The sequence below is a fragment of the Haloglycomyces albus DSM 45210 genome, assembly GCF_000527155.1.
In the GTDB taxonomy this organism is placed as follows: Bacteria; Actinomycetota; Actinomycetes; order Mycobacteriales; family Micromonosporaceae; genus Haloglycomyces; species Haloglycomyces albus.
In genome coordinates this window covers 2,326,401-2,349,310 of record NZ_AZUQ01000001.1, presented here as the reverse complement: position 1 = coordinate 2,349,310, position 22,910 = coordinate 2,326,401, and the positions used below count along the sequence as shown (strand labels likewise).

Below are 22,910 nucleotides of genomic sequence, written 5' to 3'. Positions count from 1 at the left end.
TCACAATCTTGTTTCGCACCAATGATGCCTCACCGATTCCTCCGTTCGGATCGATGAGGGTCACACGCGGCCCGCGGCGTCGTGCAGACCCGTGTTACGGCCGTGGGGGCCTGAACCCCGCAACGACGGTGTCGGTTCCATTCGTCGACCTACCCGGACGGGCGGTCGCAGACCGGTAACCTGCCTAACCTTAGCAGTCCGGCTATTCCCCCTCCAAAAGGCGGCGCACCTGCGTGACATCGTCACTAATCTGTTTTACCAGTTCGTCCAGGTTGTCGAAGGTGATTTGTCCTCGCAGGTGGTGAGCGAAGTCAAGTCGTACCCGCTGGTTGTAGAGGTCCTCCTCGAAATCCAGCACGTAGGCCTCGATGGTTCGTTCGGCTTCGCCGAAGGTCGGATTCGTCCCCACACTGACGGCGGCGGGCAAACGGCGTTCGTCGACGTGCAGCCACCCGGAGTAGATACCGTCGGTCGGGACCGCCACGTGGGTGTCGTGGCCGATATTCGCGGTCGGAAATCCCAGGTCGACACCTCGACCGGCTCCTCGGACCACGGTTCCCGAAATACTGTACGGCCGTCCGAGCACTTCGGCCGCCCCCTCCACATCACCGGAGGAGATAAGGCGCCGCACTCGGCTGGAGGAAAACGATTCCGTATCGGCCTCCAAGGTCTGTGGGTAGACGTCGAAACCCCATTCCGCGCCCAAGCGCGCGAGTAGAGCGGTATCTCCGGCGGCCTTGTGCCCGAAACGGAAGTCCTCCCCGACCACGACGGCCTCCGCATGGAGCCGATCCACCAAGACCTGCTTCACGAAGTCTTCTGGGCTCAGTTGAGACAGTTCGCGGGTAAAGGGAAGAACGCAGACCGCGTCCGCACCGCATTCACCGATCAGTTCGATGCGGCGGTCCACGGTGGCCAGGGAGGCGGGCACGTGTTTCGGGGCCACTACCGCCGTGGGATGGGGGTCAAAGGTGATGACGACCGAGGCCGAGTCGCCTCGCCGTTCGGCTTCCGCGACGGTTGTGCGAATGAGAGCCTGATGTCCTCGATGCACCCCGTCGAATACGCCGATGGCGACGACCGACTTCGGCCAGTTCTGCGGGGTCGCTTCGATTCCGCGCCAAGTTTCCATGCGTTCGAGTTTCCCACTCCAACGTCGGAGTAACAACTGAACGGGCCATGCTTTGGCGTGGATCTCGCCATGGCCTCACAACAGCATGGATTCAGAAGCGTCCCCACTCGAAGCGAATACGATCAGCATGACCACCCCGATTCCAATCAACAAGAACAGACCCAACAGGACCCAGGCGTTTCCTACCGAACCGCTTTGGGCGTCCGCTTCGTCCCCCATCACCGAAGGCTGGTCAACGGGTGGATTTCCCGAAGAATCGCGTTCCTCCAGTGGTAGAGTGTCGCGGAATTCCTCCGGTAGATCTCGATCAGACATGACGTCCCCCAGATGCAAGCGAAGTATCGCCACTCGTATCGATCACCGACATGTGCCGAAGCCGCGAAGTAGAGAAAACGGGAATGACAGGTCCCTATCCGTTCCCGTTTTCCTACCCCGGCCGTACCGCCATGTCAATCAATCTTCCGACACAAGTGAGATTGGAATCTCTGGCAATTCCGATTGTGTCCTACGCCTTCTCGGGCCGCAGCGAATTAGCAAAACATCTGAGATTTGTTCATTGTTTGGTCAACTCAAACTGTCTAACCTTTGACACTTCCGGCCAAAAGCCCCCGGACAAAGTACCGTTGCAATACCAAAAACACCATAAGCGGCACAATGATCGATACGAACGCGGCAGCGGGCAAACGGGTCCAATTGTCCCCATAAGTCCCCGCCATGTTCGCCAATTGGACGGTCAGGGGATTGGTCATCGGGCCACCGCCGAACACCAGACCTACCAGGTAGTCGTTCCATACCCAGAGGAACTGGAAAATCGAGATGGAGGCAATGGCGGGTGCCGCCAACGGCAACACCACACTTCGGAATATCTGGACGTGACTGGCTCCGTCCATTCTAGCCGCCTCGACCACATCCGCCGGTATTTCACGAATAAAGTTGTGCAGCAAGAAAATTGCCAAAGGGAGCCCGAAAACGGTGTGCGCGATCCAAATCTGAATATAGCGTTCGAACCCGGCCAGGTCCCACGGCGGCACAATCGTCATTCCACCCAAACTCAAACCATCGCTGAAAAACGACAGAAGCGGAACAATGGACATTTGCAGCGGAACAATCTGCAAGGAGAAGATTCCAATGAAGATGATTCCGCGTCCGCGAAAGCGAATCCACGACAAGGCGTATGCCGCCATGGTCCCCAATGCGATGGGCAACAGAACGCTGGGAACGGCGATGACGAGGCTGTTCAGAAAATAGTTGGCAAACCCTCCGCCGGAACCGGAACTGTACAGAACGTAGTTGTACGTCTCCACGGTAAAAGCCGGGTCGCGAACCGTCGTCCACCATCCGGCATCCTCGATGTCGTCTTGAGAACGGAGTGAATTGATGAACAGACCGGCCGTCGGCAAGGTCCACAGAACCGCGATCAGAATGGCCACCGCCGAACCCACTCGGCTCGACAGCCAGCCCATCCCCGAACGCCGCTTGGGCTTAGACTCGGTTCTCCGATCGTCGCGCCGGTCAGACGATCCTCCGACGTCGGATGTAAGGGTACTCTCCTGCGACATCTTAACGCCCCTCCCGCTGATAACGACGCAAGTTCCGGACCTGGTACACGATCACCGGGACGACCAGTACCAACAGCAATACCGCCATGGCCGACCCTCGTCCGATATGCCGTTGTTCGTAAATTTGGGCCCACATGTTGTGGGCGATGACGTCGGTTCCGCGTCGACCACCGGTCATGGTCCGCACGATGTCGAACAACTTCAAGGTGGCGATGAAGATCGTAATCATGACCAAGACGATCGCGGGTTTCACGGAAGGGACGGTGATCCGCCAAAACAATTGCCACCGACTCGCTCCGTCCATGCGAGCCGCTTCGTTGATTTCACTGGGCACCGCTTTCAGCGCGGCCGACAATAGAACCGTGGCAAAACCTACCTGGATCCACACCAAGATTGCTATGAGTAGAAGGGTGTTGACCGGCCAGTCTCGCAGCCAATCGACCGGCTCCCCGCCGAAGGCGGTCACCATCGCGTTCAAAATTCCGATCTGGTTTTCCTGCGGCGGACGCACATCATAAATAAACGCCCAGATCACCGAAGCCCCGACAAAGGAAATCGACATCGGCAGGAATACCAGCATCTTGTAAACCCGTTCGCCGCGTTTACCGTCGATCAGCGCGGCGTAGACCAACCCGATGAACGTCGCCGTCATCGGAACGATAATGATCCACATCGCGGTGTTGATCAGCATGTGCTGGGTGTCGGGATCGGTCACCACCCACGTGAAGTTATCCCAACCGACCGGGTTATCGCCGTCTCTGTCATAGAACGACAGAATCAGGGTTCGACTGGCTGGATAGATCAGTCCCACGGCTATGAACAGCAACGCGGGGAAGAGAAAAACTGCGGCGGTCACACCCTGTCGCCGCACTCGTTTGGACAACTCGGCTTGAGCCAGGACAAGAGATACCAGACCGCCTACCGCGGCCAGGCCGATCCCCAGCCACAATAGACGACTCATTATATCGTCGGGATTCAATGGACTATTCCTCAACACGTCGAGGGCGGGGTATTCGACGGCGAGCTACGGGCACCACCGCCGAATACTGGCGGACATGTCGCGTGAGCACGCTCGTCCCAGGTGGGACGAGCGATGTCAGCGCTGTTCGAGGCGGTGGTGCTGCTCGACTTCCGGGAGCAGCACCACCTCACTCGGAGTTATTCCAAGTCGTCCCAGGCGGCTTGGATGTCCTCCAGGATTTCCTCGGTGCTTTTACGTCCGTCCACCCAATCGGTGATCGCCTCCCAGAAGACGGAAGCCCCTACTTCACCGGGCATGAGGTCGGACCCGTCGAACCTGACGGTCACTTCGGGGTCGGTCATGATCTCGGTGGCGTACTGGTTGACGGCGGTGGTGGCGTTCGAAGGATCAACACCCTGTCGAGCGGTCGTCCAGGGACCGGTCTGCAGGCGGTTGTTGTGGTAGAACTCGCTGGCCAGATACATCCGGACGGCTTCGGTCGCGGCGTCGTCATTGAACCCGGCCACGAACTCTCCACCGATCAACATGCGGTTGTCCTCGGCGTTCGTTTCAGGGAAACGGAAAATGAAGACGTCGCCGTCCTCCGAAACATCGGTGTCTTCCGGCCATCCCAGGAACGACGCCTGCCGGTGCAAGGCGCAGTTGTCCTCCAACATGGGACGGGCCGAGGTCTCGAAGGCGTTGGACGAGATCCGGTCGGAGCCGCCGTACACGTATTCGTCATTGAGCAGGACGTCTCCGGCCTTGTCGAAAGCGTCTTTAACGCGGGGGTCGGTAAACGAGACGTCGTTGGTCACCCAGTCGTCATAGAGGTCGGTGTCTTCCCGCAATATGATGTCTTCGACCCAGTCGGTTCCGACCCACCCGGTCGCGTCGCCCGAACCGAAACCGACGCACCAGGGAGCCATCCCATCGGCAGCGACCTCATTGGACAGCGCCATGAGATCGTCCCAGGTTTCGGGGATCTCATAGCCTTTGTCGGCGAACATTTTCGGGGAGTACCAGATCAACGACTTGGCATTGCCGGAGTGCGGAGCGCCGTAGAATGTGCCGTCGAAGGTCGCGTAGTTCAGCCAGTCCTCGCTCCAGCCCTCTTCGGCACGTTCACGCAGTTCGTCAGAGGCGGGAACCATGTCGTCGGCAAAGTACCGCATGAGGCCGGGTTGGGGGAAGAGGGCGATGTCGGGAGCCGAACCACCATCGACCCGCTGCTGAATAATGGTCTCGAAGTCGCCGGTCCCCTCATGCTGAATGTCGATGTTGACGCATTCGGCGAAGTCGGTCCACGCGGCGGCCATCTCATCCGCTTCCTGATCACGGATGGACGACATGATCTGAACGGTCTCTCCGTCGAACTCTCCGTATTCGGAGTAGTTCGAGCAGTCTTCCGCCCCTTCAGCGGTGTCTCCCCGGGTGTCTTCCTCATCCGGTGCCCCGCACGAGGTCAACACCAGTCCGAATAGGGCTGTGATCCCCACGGCACGGGAGGTGGTGGTCTTCGCTCTTGTCATAGATGACTCCCTGAAACATATCTGCGCGGCGACCACGGCTCCTCCCAGCCGTTCGCACGGCAACCATGATCGCTTGTGTCTCAAGTAATATTGCCGCCAAGTATGATCCAGGTCAAGATTTGTTTATGAACTTGTTACGACTATTTACCGTTCTTCCGCCGATACGGGCCGGAGTAGACCGTCAGCTTCCCATTCGGTCCGCCGCAGACGCCTGACGGTCCTTGTGTGCCTCCCAGAGGCTGATGATCTGCACTTCGAGGATGCTTCCCAAGGCATAGAGAATGAGGCTTCCCATTATCGAGAACACCACTATCAGCAAACTGAGCCCTAGGACGCCAAGAACGGCCCCGCCGAGCCCGAGGGGAACGACGGAATACTGGATGGCACGGGCGGCCTTCAGTCCCCGACGGGACACATCCGTCGGTAGATCGTCGTGATTTTCCGATTTATCGCGAGAGACCATGGAATCCTTCCAAGTGTTAAGAGGGACAGGAGATCGGATATTCGCTACCCTGACACTCTACAATCCCGCTACAAGGCGTCGTTGAAACGCCTGACGACCTCGGCGGGCTCGACGCTGCGCATGACCGCACCCATGACCGCTACTCCATAGGCCCCCGCCGCGCGGGCCGCGTGAATCCGCTCGGGAGTCTCCACGCCGCCCAGCGCATACACCGGAATCGGCGCGGCCCCGCAGAAGGCCCCCAAGCCGTCGATTCCCACCGTCGGTCCGTACCCCGGCTTCGAAGCACTGGCCCAGATCGGTGAATACGTCACGTAATCCAGTGTGCGGCTTGATGGAATCCCGTCACCCTGGTGCCACGAGCGACCCAGACACGTGACGGCGTGATTCGGCAACTCCGCCTGTGCCGACAGGTGCACCCTGGCCTCCGAATCCGGAGGATCGGCCACGATAACCTCGAAATCGGCGCGTTTCAGCTCCTCGGTCAAGCCACGACGCCAACGTGGACTCATGTGCTTGTCCCGCACCACCACGCTGAACGGACCCCCACTACGCGCCTCCACGAGCCGCCGCAGTACGGTGTCATCGAAACATTGAGTTTCATCAGTAATAACCAAAAGGCGGTTACCCGGGAGAGTCATTGCCGCACAGCCTAAATCATAGAATCTACTCATAAGTAACGTTAAGAAAACGGACTGTTGGTTTTCCTAACGCTACGATAACAGTTATCTCCAACACTTGCGTTCGTCACATTTTATGCGTAAGACTGCTTGTAATGAGTATTGGGGATCAGATCGACGTGATACAGAACGAGGGGGCACGCATCGTCAGCATAGCCGATGCCACCTCCCTTGACCATCCCGTACCGTCGTGCCCCACCTGGTGCCTACGCGATCTCATTCGACACATTGGAATCTCACATCGTTGGTCGACCTATATTGTCGGCCAACGCCGACACAACGAACCCGACCCCACCGCTTTTACACAGTTCGTCGGCCCGCTTCCCAATGACGACCAGCTCAGCGAGTGGGCCATGCAGGGTGTGCTCGACCTCTGCGACACCTTGGGAAAAGCCCCCGACGACCTGCGATGTTGGCAGTCGTTCGCCGCCCCGAGCAGCCTGGAGTTCTGGACGCGCCGCCAGGTACACGAGACCACGATCCACCGAGTCGACGCCGAGCTCACCCTCGGAGACGAGATATCCGAAATCCATCCGCTGTACGCCCTCGACGGCATCGACGAAATGTTGATGGGATTTCAAAGCCGCAGCTCCACCCTGTTGCGAACCATCCGCCCCACCTGCATTCACCTGCAAGCCAGCGACGTCCCCCACACTCGCGGTGACTGGTACATTCATCTCAGTCACATGCCGCCCCTGGTGACCTCCTACCCCACCCTGCCCCCGGAATCAGCCGTGCGGGGTCCGGCCGAACTGCTGTACCTTTCCCTGTGGAACCGACTCCCCTTCCAGGATCTCGACTGTGTCGGAGACCGGTATCCGCTGCAACTGTGGGCCGAGCTGTCTCCGGTCGTTTGGTCCGTTCCCATCGACGTATGATCGGGGCGTCGCGGTGTGCGGCTCCCTGACGTCAGTCATGAAGTCGAGGCCAAGTGTGAGACCCGCCCACGCTCACGGGGCCACTGGCGAAAGTCGACGGTCATCCTTATCCTGGGCGGGTGAGCCACAACCATCACACCCACACAACCGGAAACGACACCGTCCCACGCCGCGCACTCTGGATACTGATACCCGCCGCGCTGGCCACCCTTATCGGGCTCGTCTGGCTCTGGCCGATCGACTATTCCGCCGCCGACGTTGAACACAACGACGAGTACAAGGCCGACGTCTTGGCCGTCAATGAAATGGAATGTCCCGAAGGTCAAGGTGAACTCGCCGTACCCGGGCCCTGTGGTGAGGTGGCCATCCGGCTCATGAGCGGACCCGATCAGGGGAAGGAAACCATCGTGGATCTGCCGTCCGGGCCGGGCGCGCCGACGGTGGACGTCGGTGACTCCGTCATCGTCATGCATCTCCCCGGCGCCATGGACGGAACCGTCTATCACATCATCGACCACGAACGTTCGTCCGTCCTGTGGGCGGCGCTGATCGCCTTCGCTCTCGCCATCATCGCCTTCGGGCGCTGGAAGGGCCTGCGATCCCTGTTGAGCCTGGCGATCACCTTCGCAGTATTGCTCCTGTTCATCATTCCCGCCATTCTCAACGGCTCATCACCGTTGACCGTCGCCGTCGTCGGGGCCTCGGCGATCATGTTGGTGTCGATCTTCGTGACGCACGGATGGAACCGCAGTGCGACAGTGGCGGTACTGGGAACTCTGAGCGCCCTCCTTGTGACCGGAGTCCTCGCGGCCGCCGCGACTTCGCTGGCCAATCTCACCGGCATCGTCGACGAGGACACCAGCAACCTCAGCCTCAACTTTGATCTCGACATGTCGGGGCTGCTATTGGCGGGCATTCTGATCGGTGCTCTGGGTGTTATCGACGACATCACCGTCTCCCAAGCCGCCACAGTGGACGAACTGGCCAAGGCCAATCCCAAATGGACCATCGGTCACCTGTTCCGCTCGGGAACCCGAGTGGGTACCGACCACATCACCTCAGTGGTCAACACCCTTGTACTGGCCTACGCGGGAGCCTCCCTGCCCCTATTGGTTCTGATCGTCGGTTCCGACTCCCCGGTCGGGCAGGTACTCACCAACGAACTGATCGCGGCAGAGATTCTACGCTCCGTGGTAGGAACCCTGGGGCTGATCGCGGCCGTCCCGATCACCACCTACCTGGCAGCCGTCTTCATTCGCAAAGGCCGCTCGTCCCACCATGATCCGGACGACGATCCGCTCACACCACCCACACGGCGACGCAAGCGAATCTCCGAAGAGCCGTCGTGGGACGAGGATCTGCCATACCCGCCCGGCCACCTCTAGCGCATTACAGCACCCGAGCGGCGTGGTGCAGGGCCTGCAACACCGTCATGACGGAAGGGCGCCCGGTCGAAGCGGTCCGATGCACCGCATAGATCTCACGGCCGGGTGCCGCACCGACCAAGGGCCGAACGACGATACCTTTACGTTCCAGTGTCGCCATCCAAGGCGCGACGGTCACACCGAGCCCCTTGGCGACAAGCATGAGAATCGTGTCCAGACCTTCGAACACCGATAGCGGCGCGGCAATGGACTCACGTCTCCAGAGCCGCTCCATGGCCAAACGCGACGGCTCGCCTTCCGGAGAGGCTATCCACGGCTGTCCTGCCAATTGGCGCAACGATACCCGCTTATTCGCGGCCAACGGATGATCTTTCGGAAGCACCGCCATCAACGGATCCCGCAACAGGTAATGATAGGTCAACGGACCCTCCTTATCGGAACGCCGCAATCCGGTCCAATCATCGATCAGGGCGATGTCCAACTGTCCCGCCTTGACTCGTCCCTCCGCTTCGGACACGTTCGGTTGCTGCCGCAGAACCAAGGTCAGCTTTTTGTACCGGCGCAACCGTTTCAACACCGAACCGGCGAGCGCCACCGCAACCGACGGGGTGGCCGATACCGTCACTTCGCCTTGCGGGGTGGCGTCCACGGAGGCCACATCGGCTTCCGCGGCGGCAATGGCGTCCAAAATGGCGCCCGCATGTTCCACCAGGCGACGACCGGCATCGGTGAGGCGTGCCGAACGGGCCGTCCGCTCCAGCAGGGCAACACCGACTTCGTCTTCCAAGGCTCGCAATTGTTGTGACACCGCTGAGGGGGTTTGACCAGTAGAAACGGCTGTTGCCCGAATTGAGCCGTGGGAGGCGAATTCGTATAGCAGACTGAGGCGCGAAACTCCGAGCATAAGTTAATCTTACCCTAAGCACAAGCGGCAATTACTTGTATTATCTCTTAAGGCGAGCGAGGCTTTAAATACCACATCGGATATAGAAGGAACGATCATGACCATCTCTGCCACACTCGCCGCCAACGAGACCATTGCCGCTCGCCGAGCAGCCGGCCGGGACGTCGTACCCCTGGCCTTCGGCGGGGCCAACCTACCCGTCCACCCCGCACTGCGGGAGGCGTACGCCAGCGCCGCCTCTCTAGCCGACTACGGCCCGGTGGCGGGTATCAAGTCCGCCCGCGAGGCGCTCGCCGGTTACTTCACCCGACATGACGTCCCTACCGATGCCGACCAGGTACTTCTCGGACCGGGTACCAAACCTCTGCTGTTCGCGCTCTTGCAAGCCCTCGATGGAGACGTGGTGGTGGCGTCTCCCGCATGGGTTTCCTACGCGGCGCAGACGGCCATGGTGGGGTCCCGCCCGATCCGGGTTCCCGCTTCCGCCGGTGAGGGCGGTGCACCTGACCCCGAACTGTTGCGGCCGGCGCTGTTCCAGGCGATCAAAGCGGGGATGCGTCCACGCAGCATCATCGTCACCCTCCCCGACAACCCCACTGGTGCCTTGCCGTCGGAAACGACCATGCGGGGCGTCTGTTCCGTGGCGGAGGAATTCGGCTTGACGATCATTAGCGATGAGATTTACCGGGACCTGGTGTTCGACCAGGCAGCGGTGCCGACGCCGGTACAATGGGCGCCCGACCGTACAGTCGTCTCCACCGGTTTGTCAAAGAACTTCGCTCTGGGAGGCTGGCGGCTCGGAGGTCTGCGATTTTCCGCGGGGCCGACAGGTGAACGCCTGATGAAGCGGGTACGAACGGCGGCCAGCGAAATCTGGTCGACTCCTCCGCTTCCGGCTCAGCACGCGGCCGCACTGGCCTGGTCCGACCTCCCGGCCCTGCGTGACCGCATTGACCGCTCCCGTCACCTGCACTGCACCGTCGCGTCGGCGGTGGCCGACATCTTTCGGTCCTATGACCTGGAAGTCGTCAAACCACGAGGGGCGTTTTACGTTTGGCCGGATTTCGAGCCGTGGCGCGCCTACCTTAAGACGGAACACGGCATTTCCACCTCCGCTGAGCTGGCCGAGTGGCTGACCGAACAGTGGGACGTGGTGACCATTCCGGGGTCGGAATTCGGTGACGCTCCCGGGAGTTTGACGCTGCGTGTCGCCGTTCCCGGTTTGTACGGGATCAACGATGCCCAACGCACCGAGGTCTTGGAAGCGGACGACCCGCTGTCGGTGCCGTGGGTATCGCACGCTTTGGCCCGTCTCGACACGGCCGTCAACGGTCTGGTAGCGGCCGACCAGCTGCTCACAGCCAGTCGTTGATCACATTGACCACGACGTAGACGACCACTATGAGCACAACGAGAGCGGCGATGAGGAAGGCGACGCCGACCGCTCGCTGAATCTCCAGTTCTCGACCGTCTTGAACGGGTCCGCGCCAATGGCCGTAGCGCCAGCTGTCGCGGCCTTCGAGGCGGTCGAGGTCGTCGATCAGTTGCTGCAGTTCCCCCACCGAAACCGCACTGATGATGTCGTGACGGCGGGACGTATATTCCTCTTTGGGCAGGTTTCCCCGTTTGACGGCTTCATTGAGACAATCAATGGCGAATCGCTTGTCCGCCCTTCCGGCACGAATGTTAAACGGGTCCATAGCGGAATTCCTCCATTGCTTTTTCCTCAGCATGGCAGAGGAATTCCACAGATGTAACCCCCTGATTCACAAGGCGCGAAAGCCATTGGCGTAATTCGCCGCAAGCGATGACACCGATGGAGCACACCGGTCACCCGGTCCCCGATGACGTGCTCCGACACCGGTGCGTTCCGCTCCACCACCGCAGGTTTCTCAAATTTCCACCCAAGTACACATAAGGGCAACTCTGAATTTCCCTTCAATGCTTAGGGTTAACCCATGCACACGCCAAGCCGCATGAGCGTAGACGGTGTTCGTGATGCTGAAATACCTGGAAAACGCCCGGTGGAAAGCATCTCGCGAGCTCCGATCGTCTACGCGGCGCTTCTGGTCGGCAATGGAATAGCCGTCATCGTGTTCATCGTCCGGGTCGCCGGCTCGGATCCCTCTTTGTCTGATTTCCGGCAGTGGCTCGCTGCTCTTTCCCTTCTCACCTTGGTGACGGTATTGTTCCGTCTCATCACGAAAGGACGATTCACCATGTCCCGTCGCGTGCGCGACCCCGAAGCCCACGTCCTCCTCGAAGGCAGCCTTGACGTCAACAACGGTACTTCTCGATTGGACGTCGTTCTCACCCATGTACCGGAGGATTGGGGTGACTACCGCCGGATCGTCGGCATCATCGCCGAATCACTGCAAGCATCCGGCGATCGTCACGCCAAAAGGAACGCTCGTTCGCTGGTCCACCGGCGCCCGGCGGTCATACTGCACCGCATTCCCGCCGTCCGGGGACGCGCCGTGGCGCGGAACCTGGTTCGTGCCGGGGCGACGGTCGTGGTGCAGTGCGCCGATCACGAACCCGCTCAGACGTCCAGAAACTTGACCGCTCCGGTGTCCAATTCATAAGTCGCGCCGATGACCGGGACATTGTGAAACTTGTCCCTCTCATTCAGGGAAGCGACGGTTTTCCGCACATGCAGGGTTTCGGCGTACGGAGCCGCATCGTCGGGGCACTCCTTCAGCGCCTGGGCAGCGGGATCCCACAGTTGCTCGATCAAGAACCCGGTCCCCGTGCTGTCGTCGGACTCCTTGACCGTCTCCAAGGCCGCCGCGATGGCCCCGCACCGTTGGTGTCCCAAAACGACGACTACATCGACCTTCAACTCGGTGGCGATGAACTCCAACGACCCCACGGCCGCTCGATCCGGTACGTGCCCGGCCGTACGGACCACCGCCAGTTCGCCGAAGTCACAATCGAAAACCGACTCGACCATCACCCGCGAATCCACACAGGTGAACACCGCCGCCTTTGGGCTCTGTGACGGCGCGGTTCGTTTCGCCGCCTCCACATCGCGCCGGTAGCGCATTCGGTCGTCGCGAAATCGATCGTTGCCTTCCAACAGACCTCGCAGAGTCTGTTTCGCCTCGTCCGGCATGGATACGTTCATCCTTTGTACCTCCATATCCTGGCTTGTCGGAAACATTCCGACACGTCTTCGATCAACGCCATACTGAGCGTACTGACCGAGCTCGCCGCACTCATCCGCGACAGTATGCTGGAGTCGGACTGCGCCACTCGTTCCAACGTCCAACTTCACGCCCACACACGTACGGGCATTGGAACGACCATCACCACGACTTGAGGAGTACGCATGCGTTCCTACGACGACGGATGCCCCGCCGCTCACGCGCTCGACATCGTCGGAGAACGCTGGTCACTGCTCATAGTGCGCGAACTCCTACTGGGACCGAAACGATTCACCGATGTTCGATCCGGCCTTCCGGGAGCGAGCGCGAACGTTCTCTCCGATCGACTACGGCACTTGGAGGCTGCCGGGGTGGTTGCCAGGCGGCGATTGCCTCCACCGGCGGCCAGTCGAGTATACGAGCTGACGGAGTGGGGGCGTGGTCTGGAGGGGATCATCGTGCAGCTACTGCGCTGGGGCGCACGTTCCCCGGCGATTCCACTGGACACCAAGGTCGGAACTGATGCGGTCATTCTGACCCTGCGCAGCCTCTTTGTTCCGGCTGCCGCGCAGGGACTCGATCTGGCCGTACAGTTGGTGATCGGGGAGCGCTTTTTCTCCGCTGAGATCACCGACCGGGCCCTACTTCTCAATCCGGGCATGATCGAACACCCGCACGCCACGATCACCACCGACGCGGAGACTCTGAAGCGTCTGACGATCGGTAAACGCTCCCTCGGGGTGGCCCTGCACGCCGAACGTGCCGTAGTGACGGGTAACCAGGACCTGGCGGAACGATTTCTGGACATGTTCCGACTACCCGAATCGGCGGGCGCGGCTCGTCCGGATTTCGAACGCTGATGCTGCTGAGGGACTTACCATCCGTTGCGGTGCAGGCTGTCTTCCAGCGGGCGACGCTTCCTCCAGCGGTGTCTCTCCAGATCCGGCGTCTCCTGCAGGCGCGTCACCGGCCCCAGACACAGCCACGCGATCGGGCGGATGCCGTCGGGTATTCCAAGCAGTTGTGAGAGGAAATGCTCGCGATAGAACGAGACCCATCCCATGCCCAGCTCTTCCGCGGTGGCGGCCAGCCAGAGGTTTTCGATGGCCAGGCATACGGAATACAGGCCCGCATCGGCGATGGCGTGCCGCCCTAGAACGTTCGGTCCGCCACGATCGGCGTTGTAGGTGACGACCACGGAAAGGGTGGACTCCAGGATTCCGTCGATTTTGATGCGTTGGAACTTCTCCCGTTGTTCGGCGTCCAGTTGGGAGGCGTATTCACGGCGTTCCTCGTCAACATGGGTATGGAACCGTCGTTTGAGATCGGAATCGGATACGACGATGAAATCCCAAGGTTGTGACATTCCTACGCTCGGCGCGGCGTTGGCGGCATTGAGTACTCGCTCCAAGGCACCGTCCGGTAGCGGTGCACCGGAGAATTCCGCTCGGACGTCGCGGCGGCGGTATACGGCTTCATAAAGATCCACTCGCTATTAGTATCGCCGACGTTTCGCCGTTCGGTACCGAACCCGACAAAAGCCAGTCAGCTCACCGCCGTACCGGTCACCGAGGGTAGCGCTGAAACCGATATCTCACATCAAATCACCGGCCCGCCTATCTGACATCCGAACTACCCTAAAATGCGACATCGGTTCATTTTTTCTCTCCTTTAAGGATTCACCATGTCGCAGCTTGAATGCTTCGTTTCCACCGACCGCGATCGCTTCGATCTCGATTGGGTGCATCATGTCCTCGCCACGGATACCTATTGGGCCAAGGGACGGGACCGATCCATCACCGAAACCGCCTTCGAGAATTCAATCGCGTATGGTCTGTACACCGCTGCGGGGCAACAGATCGGGTGCGCCCGAGTCACCACCGACCACTCCACCTTTGCCTATCTTGCCGACGTGTACGTCGACCCGGCGCAACGCGGTCACGGCCTGTCTCGTTTTCTGCTTGACCGAATCTTCACCGATCTGGACGCCGTGGGGCTACGTCGCACCGCACTGTTCACGCAGGGTGCCGAGGGATTGTACGAGAAATACGACTTCGTTCCCGCAGAACAAGGAGACAGTACCTGCATGGTGCGCAGAAACCCCACTTCGTAAGGGCGCTTTCCGAAAATTTAATACGCTGCAGAACGCCTGGGAGGTAAGCCTGACCGGAAGGCGACGGTACTTACCAGGCCTCCCCGACTTATCCGGTTTTAACCCAATCCGCGTAATAAGCAACGGGCACAAGCGATACCGTTGCGGACACGGAATTTGAATTTCATCGTGGATCCGGTCGCATTCCAGACAATACCGAGGTCATTGGCCATTGTTTCCTACTCGCCGGTAGATGAATTGGGAGATCAAAGGGAAATCCCACTCTGTGAACAGAATTATCCCGATTGGACTATCGTTTCGCGATTCCCTGAACTAAAATCCGATAACTACGATACCGTAATTGATCCCATGTCTTTGTGCAGTTTATGCCCACCGCTTGCGCATACACGATCGAGTATCACGCAATTCGATTACAACCACTCACTGGGCAGTAAAATAAAACACATGCACCTTCCCTTTAGTTCAGAACATGGTTACGCTCCCTGTTAATTAGCATGAACACGATCCCAGGCCTTTTGGGCCTGAGACCGGAGGATGACATGACCAATTACGTTTTCAATTTCGATTCCGGAGACGCCACGCAGGCTGATCTCCTGGGAGGGAAGGGAGCCAACCTCGCCGAAATGACTCGGCTGGGGCTACCCGTACCGCCCGGGTTCACCATCACCACCGACGCTTGCCGGTATTTCCTGGCCGAAGGCGCGGTTCCCTCTGAATTGGAGGAACAGGTACGTCAGCAGGTGGACGCTCTGGAGAAAGCCATCGGTCGTCGCTTCGGCGACAGTGCCGATCCGCTTCTCGTGTCGGTTCGTTCGGGGGCCAAGGTATCCATGCCAGGCATGATGGATACGGTTCTCAACGTCGGTCTCAACGACGAGACCGTGCACGGTTTGGCCGCCACCTTCAATGACGAAGCCTTTGCCGCCGACACCTACCGCCGTCTTCTCACCATGTTCGGGCAAACCGTCCTGGGACTGGACGCCGCATTGTTCTCAGGGCCTCTCAGCATTGCCCGCACCAAGGCGGGCGTCGACAATGATGGTGAGCTACCGGCATCGGCACTGTGGGATCTCGTTAATGACTACAAAGACGTTATTTATCAACAGACCGGTTCCCCGTTTCCGCAAAACCCGCTCGATCAACTGTGGATGGCCATTGAAGCCGTCTTCACGTCGTGGAACGGCGAACGAGCCAAGGTGTACCGCAAACGGGAAGGTATTCCCGACGACCTCGGCACCGCCGTCAACATCGTGGGCATGGTCTTTGGGAACCGGGGATCCGACTCCGGTACCGGCGTCGCCTTTACCCGTGACCCGTCTTCGGGTGAGCCCGGAGTCTGGGGCGATTACCTCGCCAACGCCCAAGGGGAGGATGTGGTCGCCGGTATCCGCAACGTCTCGCCGCTGGCCGACCTCGAACACATCAACCCCACCGCTTACCGTCAACTGCTGGAGCACATGGAGTTGCTGGAGCAGCATTATCGCGACGTCTGTGACATCGAGTTCACGATCGAGCAGGGCAAACTGTGGATGCTGCAAACCCGGATCGGTAAACGTACCCCGGCTGCGGCGTTCCGCGTCGCGATCGATCTGGTCGACGAAGGCTTGATCTCGGCGGACGAAGCGCTGACGCGTGTGTCGGGGGAACAGTTGACCCGATTGATGTTCCCCGCCTTCGATCGCGCCAACGCCCCGGAACCGATCGCTTCGGGTGTGGCGGCCGCGCCGGGTGCCGCGGTGGGTCAGGCGATCTTCGACCCACAGCGGGCAGCCGAAAAAGCCGAGGCCGGCGAGGACGTCATCTTGATTCGCGACGAGACCAACCCCGACGATCTTCCGGGCATGATCGGCGCGGTCGGAATTCTCACCGCTCGGGGCGGTAAGACCTCGCACGCGGCCGTGGTGGCACGCGGTTTGGGGAAGACCTGTGTGTGCGGGGCCGACAGCCTGGAGGTTCTGGACGATCACGCCAAGGGGCCGAACGGATCGGAAATCCACGAAGGCGACATCGTCTCGATCGACGGGACTTCGGGGGAAATCTGGGCCGACGCCGTGGCCGTCACCAGTTCCCCGGTGGAGAAATACTTCAAGGGTGAACTGGGCGCCGACGCGGACGCATTGACGCGCGCGGTCGACCGTCTGATGACGTACGCGGATGAACGTTCCCGCATGGAGGTGTGGGCCAATGCCGACACCGGTGCCGACGCGGCTCTGGCGCGGCGCTTCGGTGCCGTGGGCATCGGCCTGTGCCGTACCGAGCACATGTTCCTGGGCGACCGCCGGGAATTGGTGGAGAAGCTCATTCTCGCGGAACCGGAACAGCGCGGAGGCGTCTTGGAGCAACTCAAAGAGTTGCAGGTTGGCGATTTCCAGGAAATCCTGGAGGCCATGGACGAGCTACCGGTCGTGATTCGCCTCCTCGATCCGCCGCTCCACGAGTTCCTTCCGTCGTTCGTCGACTTGTCGGTGGAGAATGCCGTCAACCCGACCGAGGCCAACGCTGAGCTGCTACGGACGGCACGTAAGCTCCATGAACACAACCCGATGCTGGGTCTGCGCGGAGTCCGCCTGGGCATCGTGCTGGAAGGTCTATACACCATGCAGATCCAAGCGGTGGCCGAAGCGGCCGCGCGGCTGAGTGAACGTGGTTTGCAGCCGAAGCCGGAGATCATGATTCCGTTGGTCGGTGATCACCGCGAACTGGAGATCATGAAGGACAAGGCCAATGAGGTCCTGTCCGACTTCAACGTGGAAATCCCCGTGGGAACGATGATCGAGGTTCCCCGAGCCGCATTGACCGCCGACCGCATCGCTCCGCACGCCGATTTCTTCTCGTTCGGCACGAACGATCTCACTCAAATGACGTGGGGTTTCTCGCGTGACGATGTCGAAGGTTCGTTCTTCAGCGAGTACTTGGAACAAGGGGTCTTTGAGACGTCGCCGTTCGCGACCTTGGACACCGACGGAGTGGGCTCCTTGGTTTCCACGGCGGTCTCTTTGGGCCGCAAGGCCAATTCCGACATGCACATTGGTGTCTGCGGTGAACACGGTGGCGATCCGGCGTCGATCCAGTTCTTCAACCAGACCGGGCTGGATTACGTGTCCTGCTCGCCGTACCGTGCTCCCGTCGCACGTCTAGCGAGCGGCCAAGCCGCGGTCAAACAGAAGGACTGATCGGTCCCCGACGTCTGGTTTACTAACCAGCGGCGGGCGTGACGTCCATGTGGGGTGCTCGTTGATAGACGGCACCCCACAGTGTTGTCACGCCCCCATCGAGTCCGCCCGCGGCGCATACATGATGATGGCAACGCCGACCAGACAAATACCGGCACCGATGACATCCCATCGATCCGGGCGAAAACCGTCCACAATCATCCCCCACGCCAGCGAGCCCGCTACGAAGACACCACCGTAGGCGGCGAGGATGCGCCCGAAATGAGGGTCGGGTTGAAAGGTGGCAACGAACCCGTACGCGCCCAAAGCCAAGACGCCGAAGGCGATCCAGAGAATTCCACGTTCTTCCCGCCAGCCTTGCCACACCAACCAGGCACCCCCGATTTCAGCGAGGGCAGCCAGCAAGAACAGAAGTATTGAACGCACGATATCCATGGCGCGATTCTATGCGGTGACTCAGGCTGCCATGAGGTCGGTTACCGATCAGATTCAACACGGACACGGACGGTCAACTCAGGAAGATTCGACGTCGCATAGATGCTCGTAACGACGAACTGTCGACAAAATGAGACCATAGTGGCGTGAACTAAAATCAGCTGTTCATCGTACGCCGGGCTTAGATTCTTCTTTTTAGAAGAAACGCTTGCCGAAACGGCTCAACGACGAGTTTCCATACATGGTTCATCTGATGTGCATGATATGGACTAACGCTGCTGAACGAGAGTGGAGTAACGTGGTCTTCCAATTCCTTGATTCCTGATGCCGCAATCACGGGAACAGACCATCAGCATTGTCAAAATGAGTGGGACAAAACCGAATTCCTCAAAGAGAGAACGCCACCCAGGAACCGAAACATATACCATGATAAGGGATATTCCAGAGAGAAAGACAATAAAGGTCGCACGTATCCCGAATACGATTTTCATAAATGACGAAGTTCGACAAAGAAACTCGTAGTCGAGCTTCATTCGATCTCCCTACCTCTGCCTTTAAACCATGAATACCGATTCAACCATAGCTGCATTTCTATGTTCAGCTATATAGACGTCTAATCGCGTGCGCCACACTATTAATCGAAACTTCCAAGCTGAATAATCAATAACCGATGCTGGATTCATACGTCATGAAAGGCCCGTCACGACCGTACATTAAACGACATCGCACAGATGGCGAGGAGTGATACATGAGCGCTGAAGAGTCAGGAAACAAAACCGTACACGCGAATTCTTTATTCACCACAATAGGCAGGGAATGGGACCGCCGCATCACACCTCGGGCGATGATCACATCAACTCGGTTCCTGACTTCACTGCGCCGTTCAGATGCCATGAGCGGATCATCACGAATCAGCCGAGCTGCGTGAAGGGGTTAGCACCATAATTCAGGGACACATCCATCGATTATCGATGGTGGGGCAGGCAGGACTTGAACCCGCGACCAAGGAATTATGAGTTCCCTGCTCTAACCATCTGAGCTACTGCCCCTCAAAGCATTACTGCCCTGATGATGTTCTCAGCACTGGTACCGATAATCGACCAATGGCCCGTATCAAGTGACTCCCATCACGATTCTATCGGCGCGCGGTTGATCGGTTGTACTGCGCATTAATGTTCTCGCCCGCATCACCTGTTCCGTTTCGCGACGATCGCAGCGTGAGGGCGCGCCCCCGGGTCATGCCTCGTATGCACCTCTTGGATCGCGAATCCAGCCGTTTCCAGTGCCGACCGGAGAGCATCGACCGACCAGAAATAAGCGGTAACGACGGCATGATCGAACGCGACGGCGTGTGGACCTTCAAAAACGCCGAGAAGCAATGACCCGCCTGGACGCAGGACACGGGCGAATTCGCCGAGAACTACCGCCACGTCGGCAGGCGGCGTATGGATAAGCGAATACCAGGCCAGTACCCCTCCCAGCTCACCGTTACCGGCAGGGAGTTCATCCAGAGTCCCCCGACGATACCGAGATTTGGGAAATCGCTGCCGCGCGGACGCGACGAACTCCGGTACAACATCCACCCCGACAACGTCGGCCCCGCACTCTCGCAGGTATTCCGTCCAGTGACCGGGTCCCGAACCAGCGTCAACAAGTGACCCGACCACGCTGTGACCCCACTCCTCGATCACGGATTTGTCCTCTGGAGACATGTCGCCCACGGAGCCGAGTTTCTCCACGTATTCGTGGGAACGAATGCCGTACGCATTCCTTATCTGCTCGGTTGTCATCACCCTCTTTTTCACCCATTTCCATCAATGTTTTGTACCGGCGGCATGCGACGACGTGTCCTATGGCGGAATATCCTATCGCGGACACTTTGGCCGCGAATTCCTAATTCGGACAACGATCTCGAGTCCTGTTGTGACCCTTGTATTCGGATTTCTTAGGCGCCAACAATGGAGAAACAGTCACATCACACCGATGGACAAGGATCTCATACATGATGGACAGACCGATTGCCACGAGCTACCTCCTCGCCGACCCCGTGTGGTTCGAGAACCCCGCCGAGTTGGCCGGGCGTACCTCAGCACTTCGACTTGCACGCGAGCCGATTTCGGACTGGCACCGGTCGACCCACGGTATTTGGACCGAATTGACTCCCACAGGCGGCACGCTACCGGAACAAGGATGGAAGGTTCACCTCAGCTGCACGCCGTCCAATCATGAGTATGTTGTGGAAAAAGCCTGGCAAGTATGCTCTGCCATGCGAATAACCTGGAAATTTATTCCTCATACGGCAATCCTCAATGCCCAGAACGATAAGGCCTCGCACCGTGGTGGCAGCGGAAAGGCCGTCACCGTGTACCCCGACGGCGAAGACCAACTTCGCTCGGTCATCGAACGTCTGGAAGCACTCCTGGCGGATTGCGCAGGGCCCTATATTCTCTCAGACCTCAGATGGAAAGAACTGCCGATCTTCCTCCGCTACGGTTCATTCGTCCGCCTAGTTTGTCTTGACGACAAAGGCACAGAGGTGGCGGCATTGCGGAATCCCAGTGGAGAGAAGGTGCCGGACCGACGCAGAGCGAGTTTCGACCTACCTGACTGGGTCCGAATGCCGGAGTGGTTGCGAGAGGGCACCGGTTTCGATCCCGAGCGCGTGCCCAATCGCCACATCGACGGGTACACGGTCGTCAAACCACTGCACTTCTCCAACTCCGGAGGCGTTTACCTGGCCGAAGATGAAAACGGCCACGACATCGTACTCAAGGAGGCTCGACCCCATACCGGGATCGACGCTGCCGGACAAGACGCGGTCGACCGCTTGCGAAACGAATACGAAACCCTGCGACACCTTGACGACGTGCCGTGGGCTCCTCAGGCACACCGCTTTTTCCAAGTGTGGGAACACAGTTTCCTGGCCATGGAACACGTCCAAGGAACATCGTTGCAGCAGTTCGTCGTTGACGGATACCCGCTCATCCATCCCGATCCGTCGACACAGGAACGGCAAGACTACCTCGATGAGGCCCTCCCTCATCTTGAACAGCTTGAATCGATCGTCGAGGACCTACATGAGATCGGCCTCTACTTCGGCGACCTGCATATTAAGAACGTCCTTATCAAGCCGGACGGTTCCTTGACTCTCATCGACTTCGAAGCGGCCGGCCGGATCGACGCTCCGAACGACCTCGCCATGGGTGCTCCCGGTTATATGACGACCGCTTCCGACGACCCGGTGGAGAAGGATTGGTTCGCCTTTGCCGCCAGTCAAATAGCGGTGCTCGCACCGTTTAACACCTTGTTTCACCTCAATCCCGGAGCGATCACCGATGCGATAGACGTCATCGAGGAACAATTCGACTGTGCGTCGGCAATGGTCGAACGCATGAGAAATCGGCTCGGCATCGGAATCGGCCAGACACGTCGTTCACCTGACGCCACGCCGAACGAACTCCTGCGAACCGCTCTGAAATGCGCCAGAACAGACCGTGGAGATCTGCTTTATCCCGCCGATCCCACTGCCCTGGAGGCGGGCGGCAGCCTAGGACTTGCGTCGGGCGCCTCCGGCGTCATGTTCGCACTGCTTGCGAATGGCCACACACCGCCGGACGATCATGTCGAATGGCTCGCGACGTCGGCTGAACGAGCTCGGACCGGCACCCCCACAGGTCTGTACGACGGATTGGGAGGAGCGGCCTTCGTACTTCATCGACTCGCACACCCGTCAGCCACCGGTCTGCTGGATAAGATCATGGAGGACAACACCTCACTGTCCTCCAGCCTGCAATCAGGGACGGTAGGAATTGCTCACCTCTGTTTCGAAGCGGGCCGCGCCAACGACGCCGTCCGACTGGCGGAAAAGGTCGCCGCTTCCCTTGAGGACCCCCAGGCTTTCTCCGCCCCTGGAGCGCTCTTCGGGCGTTCCGGAGCGGCGCTCCTATTCGCTCGGTGCCACACACTGACCGGAGATGCATCTTGGGTCCGCGCCGGGCTTGCCGCATTGGAAGCCGAAGCTCCGCACGCTGAAACCAATCGGCATGGTAGTGCTTTGGGCTTGCGGCAGAGGACGGGACTGTATCCATACCTCGGCAATGGCTCAGCGGGATACGGAATGGCATTGCTGGCGTGGGAAGACCATCTAACGGAGGCTTTGTCCGCCCATCTACGGCTGGCGCTCAACGGGGCCCGCACTCGTGTGGTCCTCGACGGCAGTCTCCTCCACGGCCGTAGTGGTCTCACCTACTTCCTTGCTCAATCCTCTCGAGCACATCCGGAATACCACTTCCTCGCGCAGAACAGTAGTCACCTACAGAACATCCACTATGCCCACAGCGCCCAAGGCCCCGCAGGAATCGGACGGTTCGGTCTGCGTCTCTCCACCGACTTGGCCACCGGCTCAGCCGGAATGGCTTTGACGGAGATGACCTTGTCCGAACCACAGACTTGTGAACTCCCCGGTTTCGAGTTCACAACTCCGGTCACGCCAGACCGAACAGTCGGCGCGACCGGAACGGTATCAATGAAATTCAACGAAAGGATATAA

21 protein-coding genes and 1 tRNA gene are annotated in these 22,910 nt (G+C 59.4%); 8 read left to right on the top strand and 14 right to left on the bottom strand.

Annotated features, from left to right (window positions below; all coding sequences use genetic code 11):
- Positions 1–202 precede the first annotated feature (202 nt).
- From HALAL_RS0110990 to HALAL_RS17680, 7 genes are all read right to left on the bottom strand, one after another.
- Entirely contained in the window at positions 203–1,132 is a 930-nt protein-coding gene (locus HALAL_RS0110990) for a bifunctional riboflavin kinase/FAD synthetase (RefSeq protein ID WP_025274057.1), read from the bottom strand.
- A 75-nt stretch (positions 1,133–1,207) separates the two neighbouring features.
- Positions 1,208–1,447, bottom strand: a complete 240-nt coding sequence (locus HALAL_RS0110985; RefSeq protein ID WP_156937706.1) for a hypothetical protein — start codon at positions 1,445–1,447, stop codon at positions 1,208–1,210.
- 263 nt (positions 1,448–1,710) lie between these two features.
- Positions 1,711–2,595 carry an ABC transporter permease subunit gene (locus tag HALAL_RS0110980; RefSeq protein WP_025274055.1) on the bottom strand — a complete coding sequence of 295 codons (885 nt, stop codon included), beginning with the start codon at positions 2,593–2,595 and terminating at the stop codon, positions 1,711–1,713.
- Positions 2,596–2,692: 97 nt separating this feature from the next.
- On the bottom strand, positions 2,693–3,652 hold the full coding sequence (locus tag HALAL_RS0110975) for a carbohydrate ABC transporter permease (RefSeq protein ID WP_025274054.1): 960 nt from the start codon (positions 3,650–3,652) through the stop codon (positions 2,693–2,695).
- A gap of 197 nt (positions 3,653–3,849) precedes the next feature.
- Positions 3,850–5,184: an ABC transporter substrate-binding protein gene (locus HALAL_RS0110970; protein WP_025274053.1), complete on the bottom strand. Its 1,335-nt coding sequence runs from the start codon at positions 5,182–5,184 to the stop codon at positions 3,850–3,852.
- A 181-nt stretch (positions 5,185–5,365) separates the two neighbouring features.
- Complete coding sequence (locus HALAL_RS0110965) at positions 5,366–5,647, bottom strand: hypothetical protein (protein ID WP_025274052.1); 282 nt, start codon at positions 5,645–5,647, stop codon at positions 5,366–5,368.
- A gap of 68 nt (positions 5,648–5,715) precedes the next feature.
- Positions 5,716–6,288: a thiamine phosphate synthase gene (locus tag HALAL_RS17680; RefSeq protein ID WP_025274051.1), complete on the bottom strand. Its 573-nt coding sequence runs from the start codon at positions 6,286–6,288 to the stop codon at positions 5,716–5,718.
- A gap of 134 nt (positions 6,289–6,422) precedes the next feature.
- Between HALAL_RS17680 and HALAL_RS0110955 the strand changes: the two genes are divergently transcribed.
- Positions 6,423–7,205, top strand: a complete 783-nt coding sequence (locus HALAL_RS0110955) for a maleylpyruvate isomerase family mycothiol-dependent enzyme (RefSeq protein ID WP_025274050.1) — start codon at positions 6,423–6,425, stop codon at positions 7,203–7,205.
- 119 nt (positions 7,206–7,324) lie between these two features.
- Complete coding sequence (locus tag HALAL_RS0110950) at positions 7,325–8,590, top strand: YibE/F family protein (RefSeq protein WP_025274049.1); 1,266 nt, start codon at positions 7,325–7,327, stop codon at positions 8,588–8,590.
- A 4-nt stretch (positions 8,591–8,594) separates the two neighbouring features.
- Here HALAL_RS0110950 and HALAL_RS0110945 read toward each other — a convergent pair whose 3' ends face one another.
- Positions 8,595–9,494 carry a LysR family transcriptional regulator gene (locus HALAL_RS0110945; RefSeq protein ID WP_025274048.1) on the bottom strand — a complete coding sequence of 300 codons (900 nt, stop codon included), beginning with the start codon at positions 9,492–9,494 and terminating at the stop codon, positions 8,595–8,597.
- Positions 9,495–9,591: 97 nt separating this feature from the next.
- Here HALAL_RS0110945 and HALAL_RS0110940 point away from each other — a divergent pair, with 97 nt between their 5' ends.
- A complete protein-coding gene (locus HALAL_RS0110940; RefSeq protein WP_025274047.1) occupies positions 9,592–10,866 on the top strand; it encodes a pyridoxal phosphate-dependent aminotransferase in 1,275 nt (424 codons plus the stop codon).
- Here HALAL_RS0110940 and HALAL_RS0110935 read toward each other — a convergent pair.
- Complete coding sequence (locus HALAL_RS0110935) at positions 10,850–11,194, bottom strand: DUF1707 domain-containing protein (RefSeq protein ID WP_025274046.1); 345 nt, start codon at positions 11,192–11,194, stop codon at positions 10,850–10,852. The genes HALAL_RS0110940 and HALAL_RS0110935 overlap by 17 nt on opposite strands.
- Positions 11,195–11,452: 258 nt before the next feature.
- Between HALAL_RS0110935 and HALAL_RS0110930 the strand changes: the two genes are divergently transcribed.
- Positions 11,453–12,079 carry a hypothetical protein gene (locus tag HALAL_RS0110930; RefSeq protein WP_156937705.1) on the top strand — a complete coding sequence of 209 codons (627 nt, stop codon included), beginning with the start codon at positions 11,453–11,455 and terminating at the stop codon, positions 12,077–12,079.
- On the opposite strand, the gene HALAL_RS0110925 is transcribed toward HALAL_RS0110930, so the two are convergent.
- Positions 12,037–12,621 carry a carbonic anhydrase gene (locus HALAL_RS0110925; RefSeq protein WP_025274044.1) on the bottom strand — a complete coding sequence of 195 codons (585 nt, stop codon included), beginning with the start codon at positions 12,619–12,621 and terminating at the stop codon, positions 12,037–12,039. The two genes, HALAL_RS0110930 and HALAL_RS0110925, sit on opposite strands and share 43 nt — an antisense overlap.
- A 204-nt stretch (positions 12,622–12,825) precedes the next feature.
- Between HALAL_RS0110925 and HALAL_RS0110915 the strand changes: the two genes are divergently transcribed.
- Positions 12,826–13,500, top strand: a complete 675-nt coding sequence (locus tag HALAL_RS0110915) for a winged helix-turn-helix transcriptional regulator (protein WP_025274042.1) — start codon at positions 12,826–12,828, stop codon at positions 13,498–13,500.
- A gap of 14 nt (positions 13,501–13,514) precedes the next feature.
- Here the strand turns inward: HALAL_RS0110915 and bluB are convergent, their stop codons facing one another.
- Entirely contained in the window at positions 13,515–14,129 is a 615-nt protein-coding gene (gene bluB, locus HALAL_RS0110910) for a 5,6-dimethylbenzimidazole synthase (protein ID WP_029767778.1), read from the bottom strand.
- A gap of 195 nt (positions 14,130–14,324) precedes the next feature.
- On the opposite strand from bluB, the gene HALAL_RS0110905 reads away from it, so the two are divergent.
- Together HALAL_RS0110905 and ppdK are read left to right on the top strand one after the other, a co-directional pair.
- Entirely contained in the window at positions 14,325–14,753 is a 429-nt protein-coding gene (locus tag HALAL_RS0110905; protein ID WP_025274041.1) for a GNAT family N-acetyltransferase, read from the top strand.
- Between the two features lie 539 nt (positions 14,754–15,292).
- Positions 15,293–17,926 carry a pyruvate, phosphate dikinase gene (ppdK, locus tag HALAL_RS0110900; protein ID WP_025274040.1) on the top strand — a complete coding sequence of 878 codons (2,634 nt, stop codon included), beginning with the start codon at positions 15,293–15,295 and terminating at the stop codon, positions 17,924–17,926.
- Between the two features lie 87 nt (positions 17,927–18,013).
- Here ppdK and HALAL_RS0110895 read toward each other — a convergent pair whose 3' ends face one another.
- The 3 genes from HALAL_RS0110895 to HALAL_RS0110885 all read right to left on the bottom strand — a co-directional run bounded on the left by HALAL_RS0110895 (position 18,014) and on the right by HALAL_RS0110885 (position 20,151).
- Positions 18,014–18,361, bottom strand: a complete 348-nt coding sequence (locus HALAL_RS0110895) for a YnfA family protein (RefSeq protein WP_025274039.1) — start codon at positions 18,359–18,361, stop codon at positions 18,014–18,016.
- Between the two features lie 972 nt (positions 18,362–19,333).
- A tRNA-Ile gene (locus HALAL_RS0110890) sits at positions 19,334–19,410 on the bottom strand.
- Positions 19,411–19,548: 138 nt separating this feature from the next.
- Complete coding sequence (locus HALAL_RS0110885; RefSeq protein ID WP_025274038.1) at positions 19,549–20,151, bottom strand: class I SAM-dependent methyltransferase; 603 nt, start codon at positions 20,149–20,151, stop codon at positions 19,549–19,551.
- Positions 20,152–20,363: 212 nt separating this feature from the next.
- Between HALAL_RS0110885 and lanKC the strand changes: the two genes are divergently transcribed.
- Positions 20,364–22,910, top strand: coding sequence for a class III lanthionine synthetase LanKC (gene lanKC / locus HALAL_RS0110880; protein WP_025274037.1), 2,547 nt, complete (start codon positions 20,364–20,366; stop codon positions 22,908–22,910).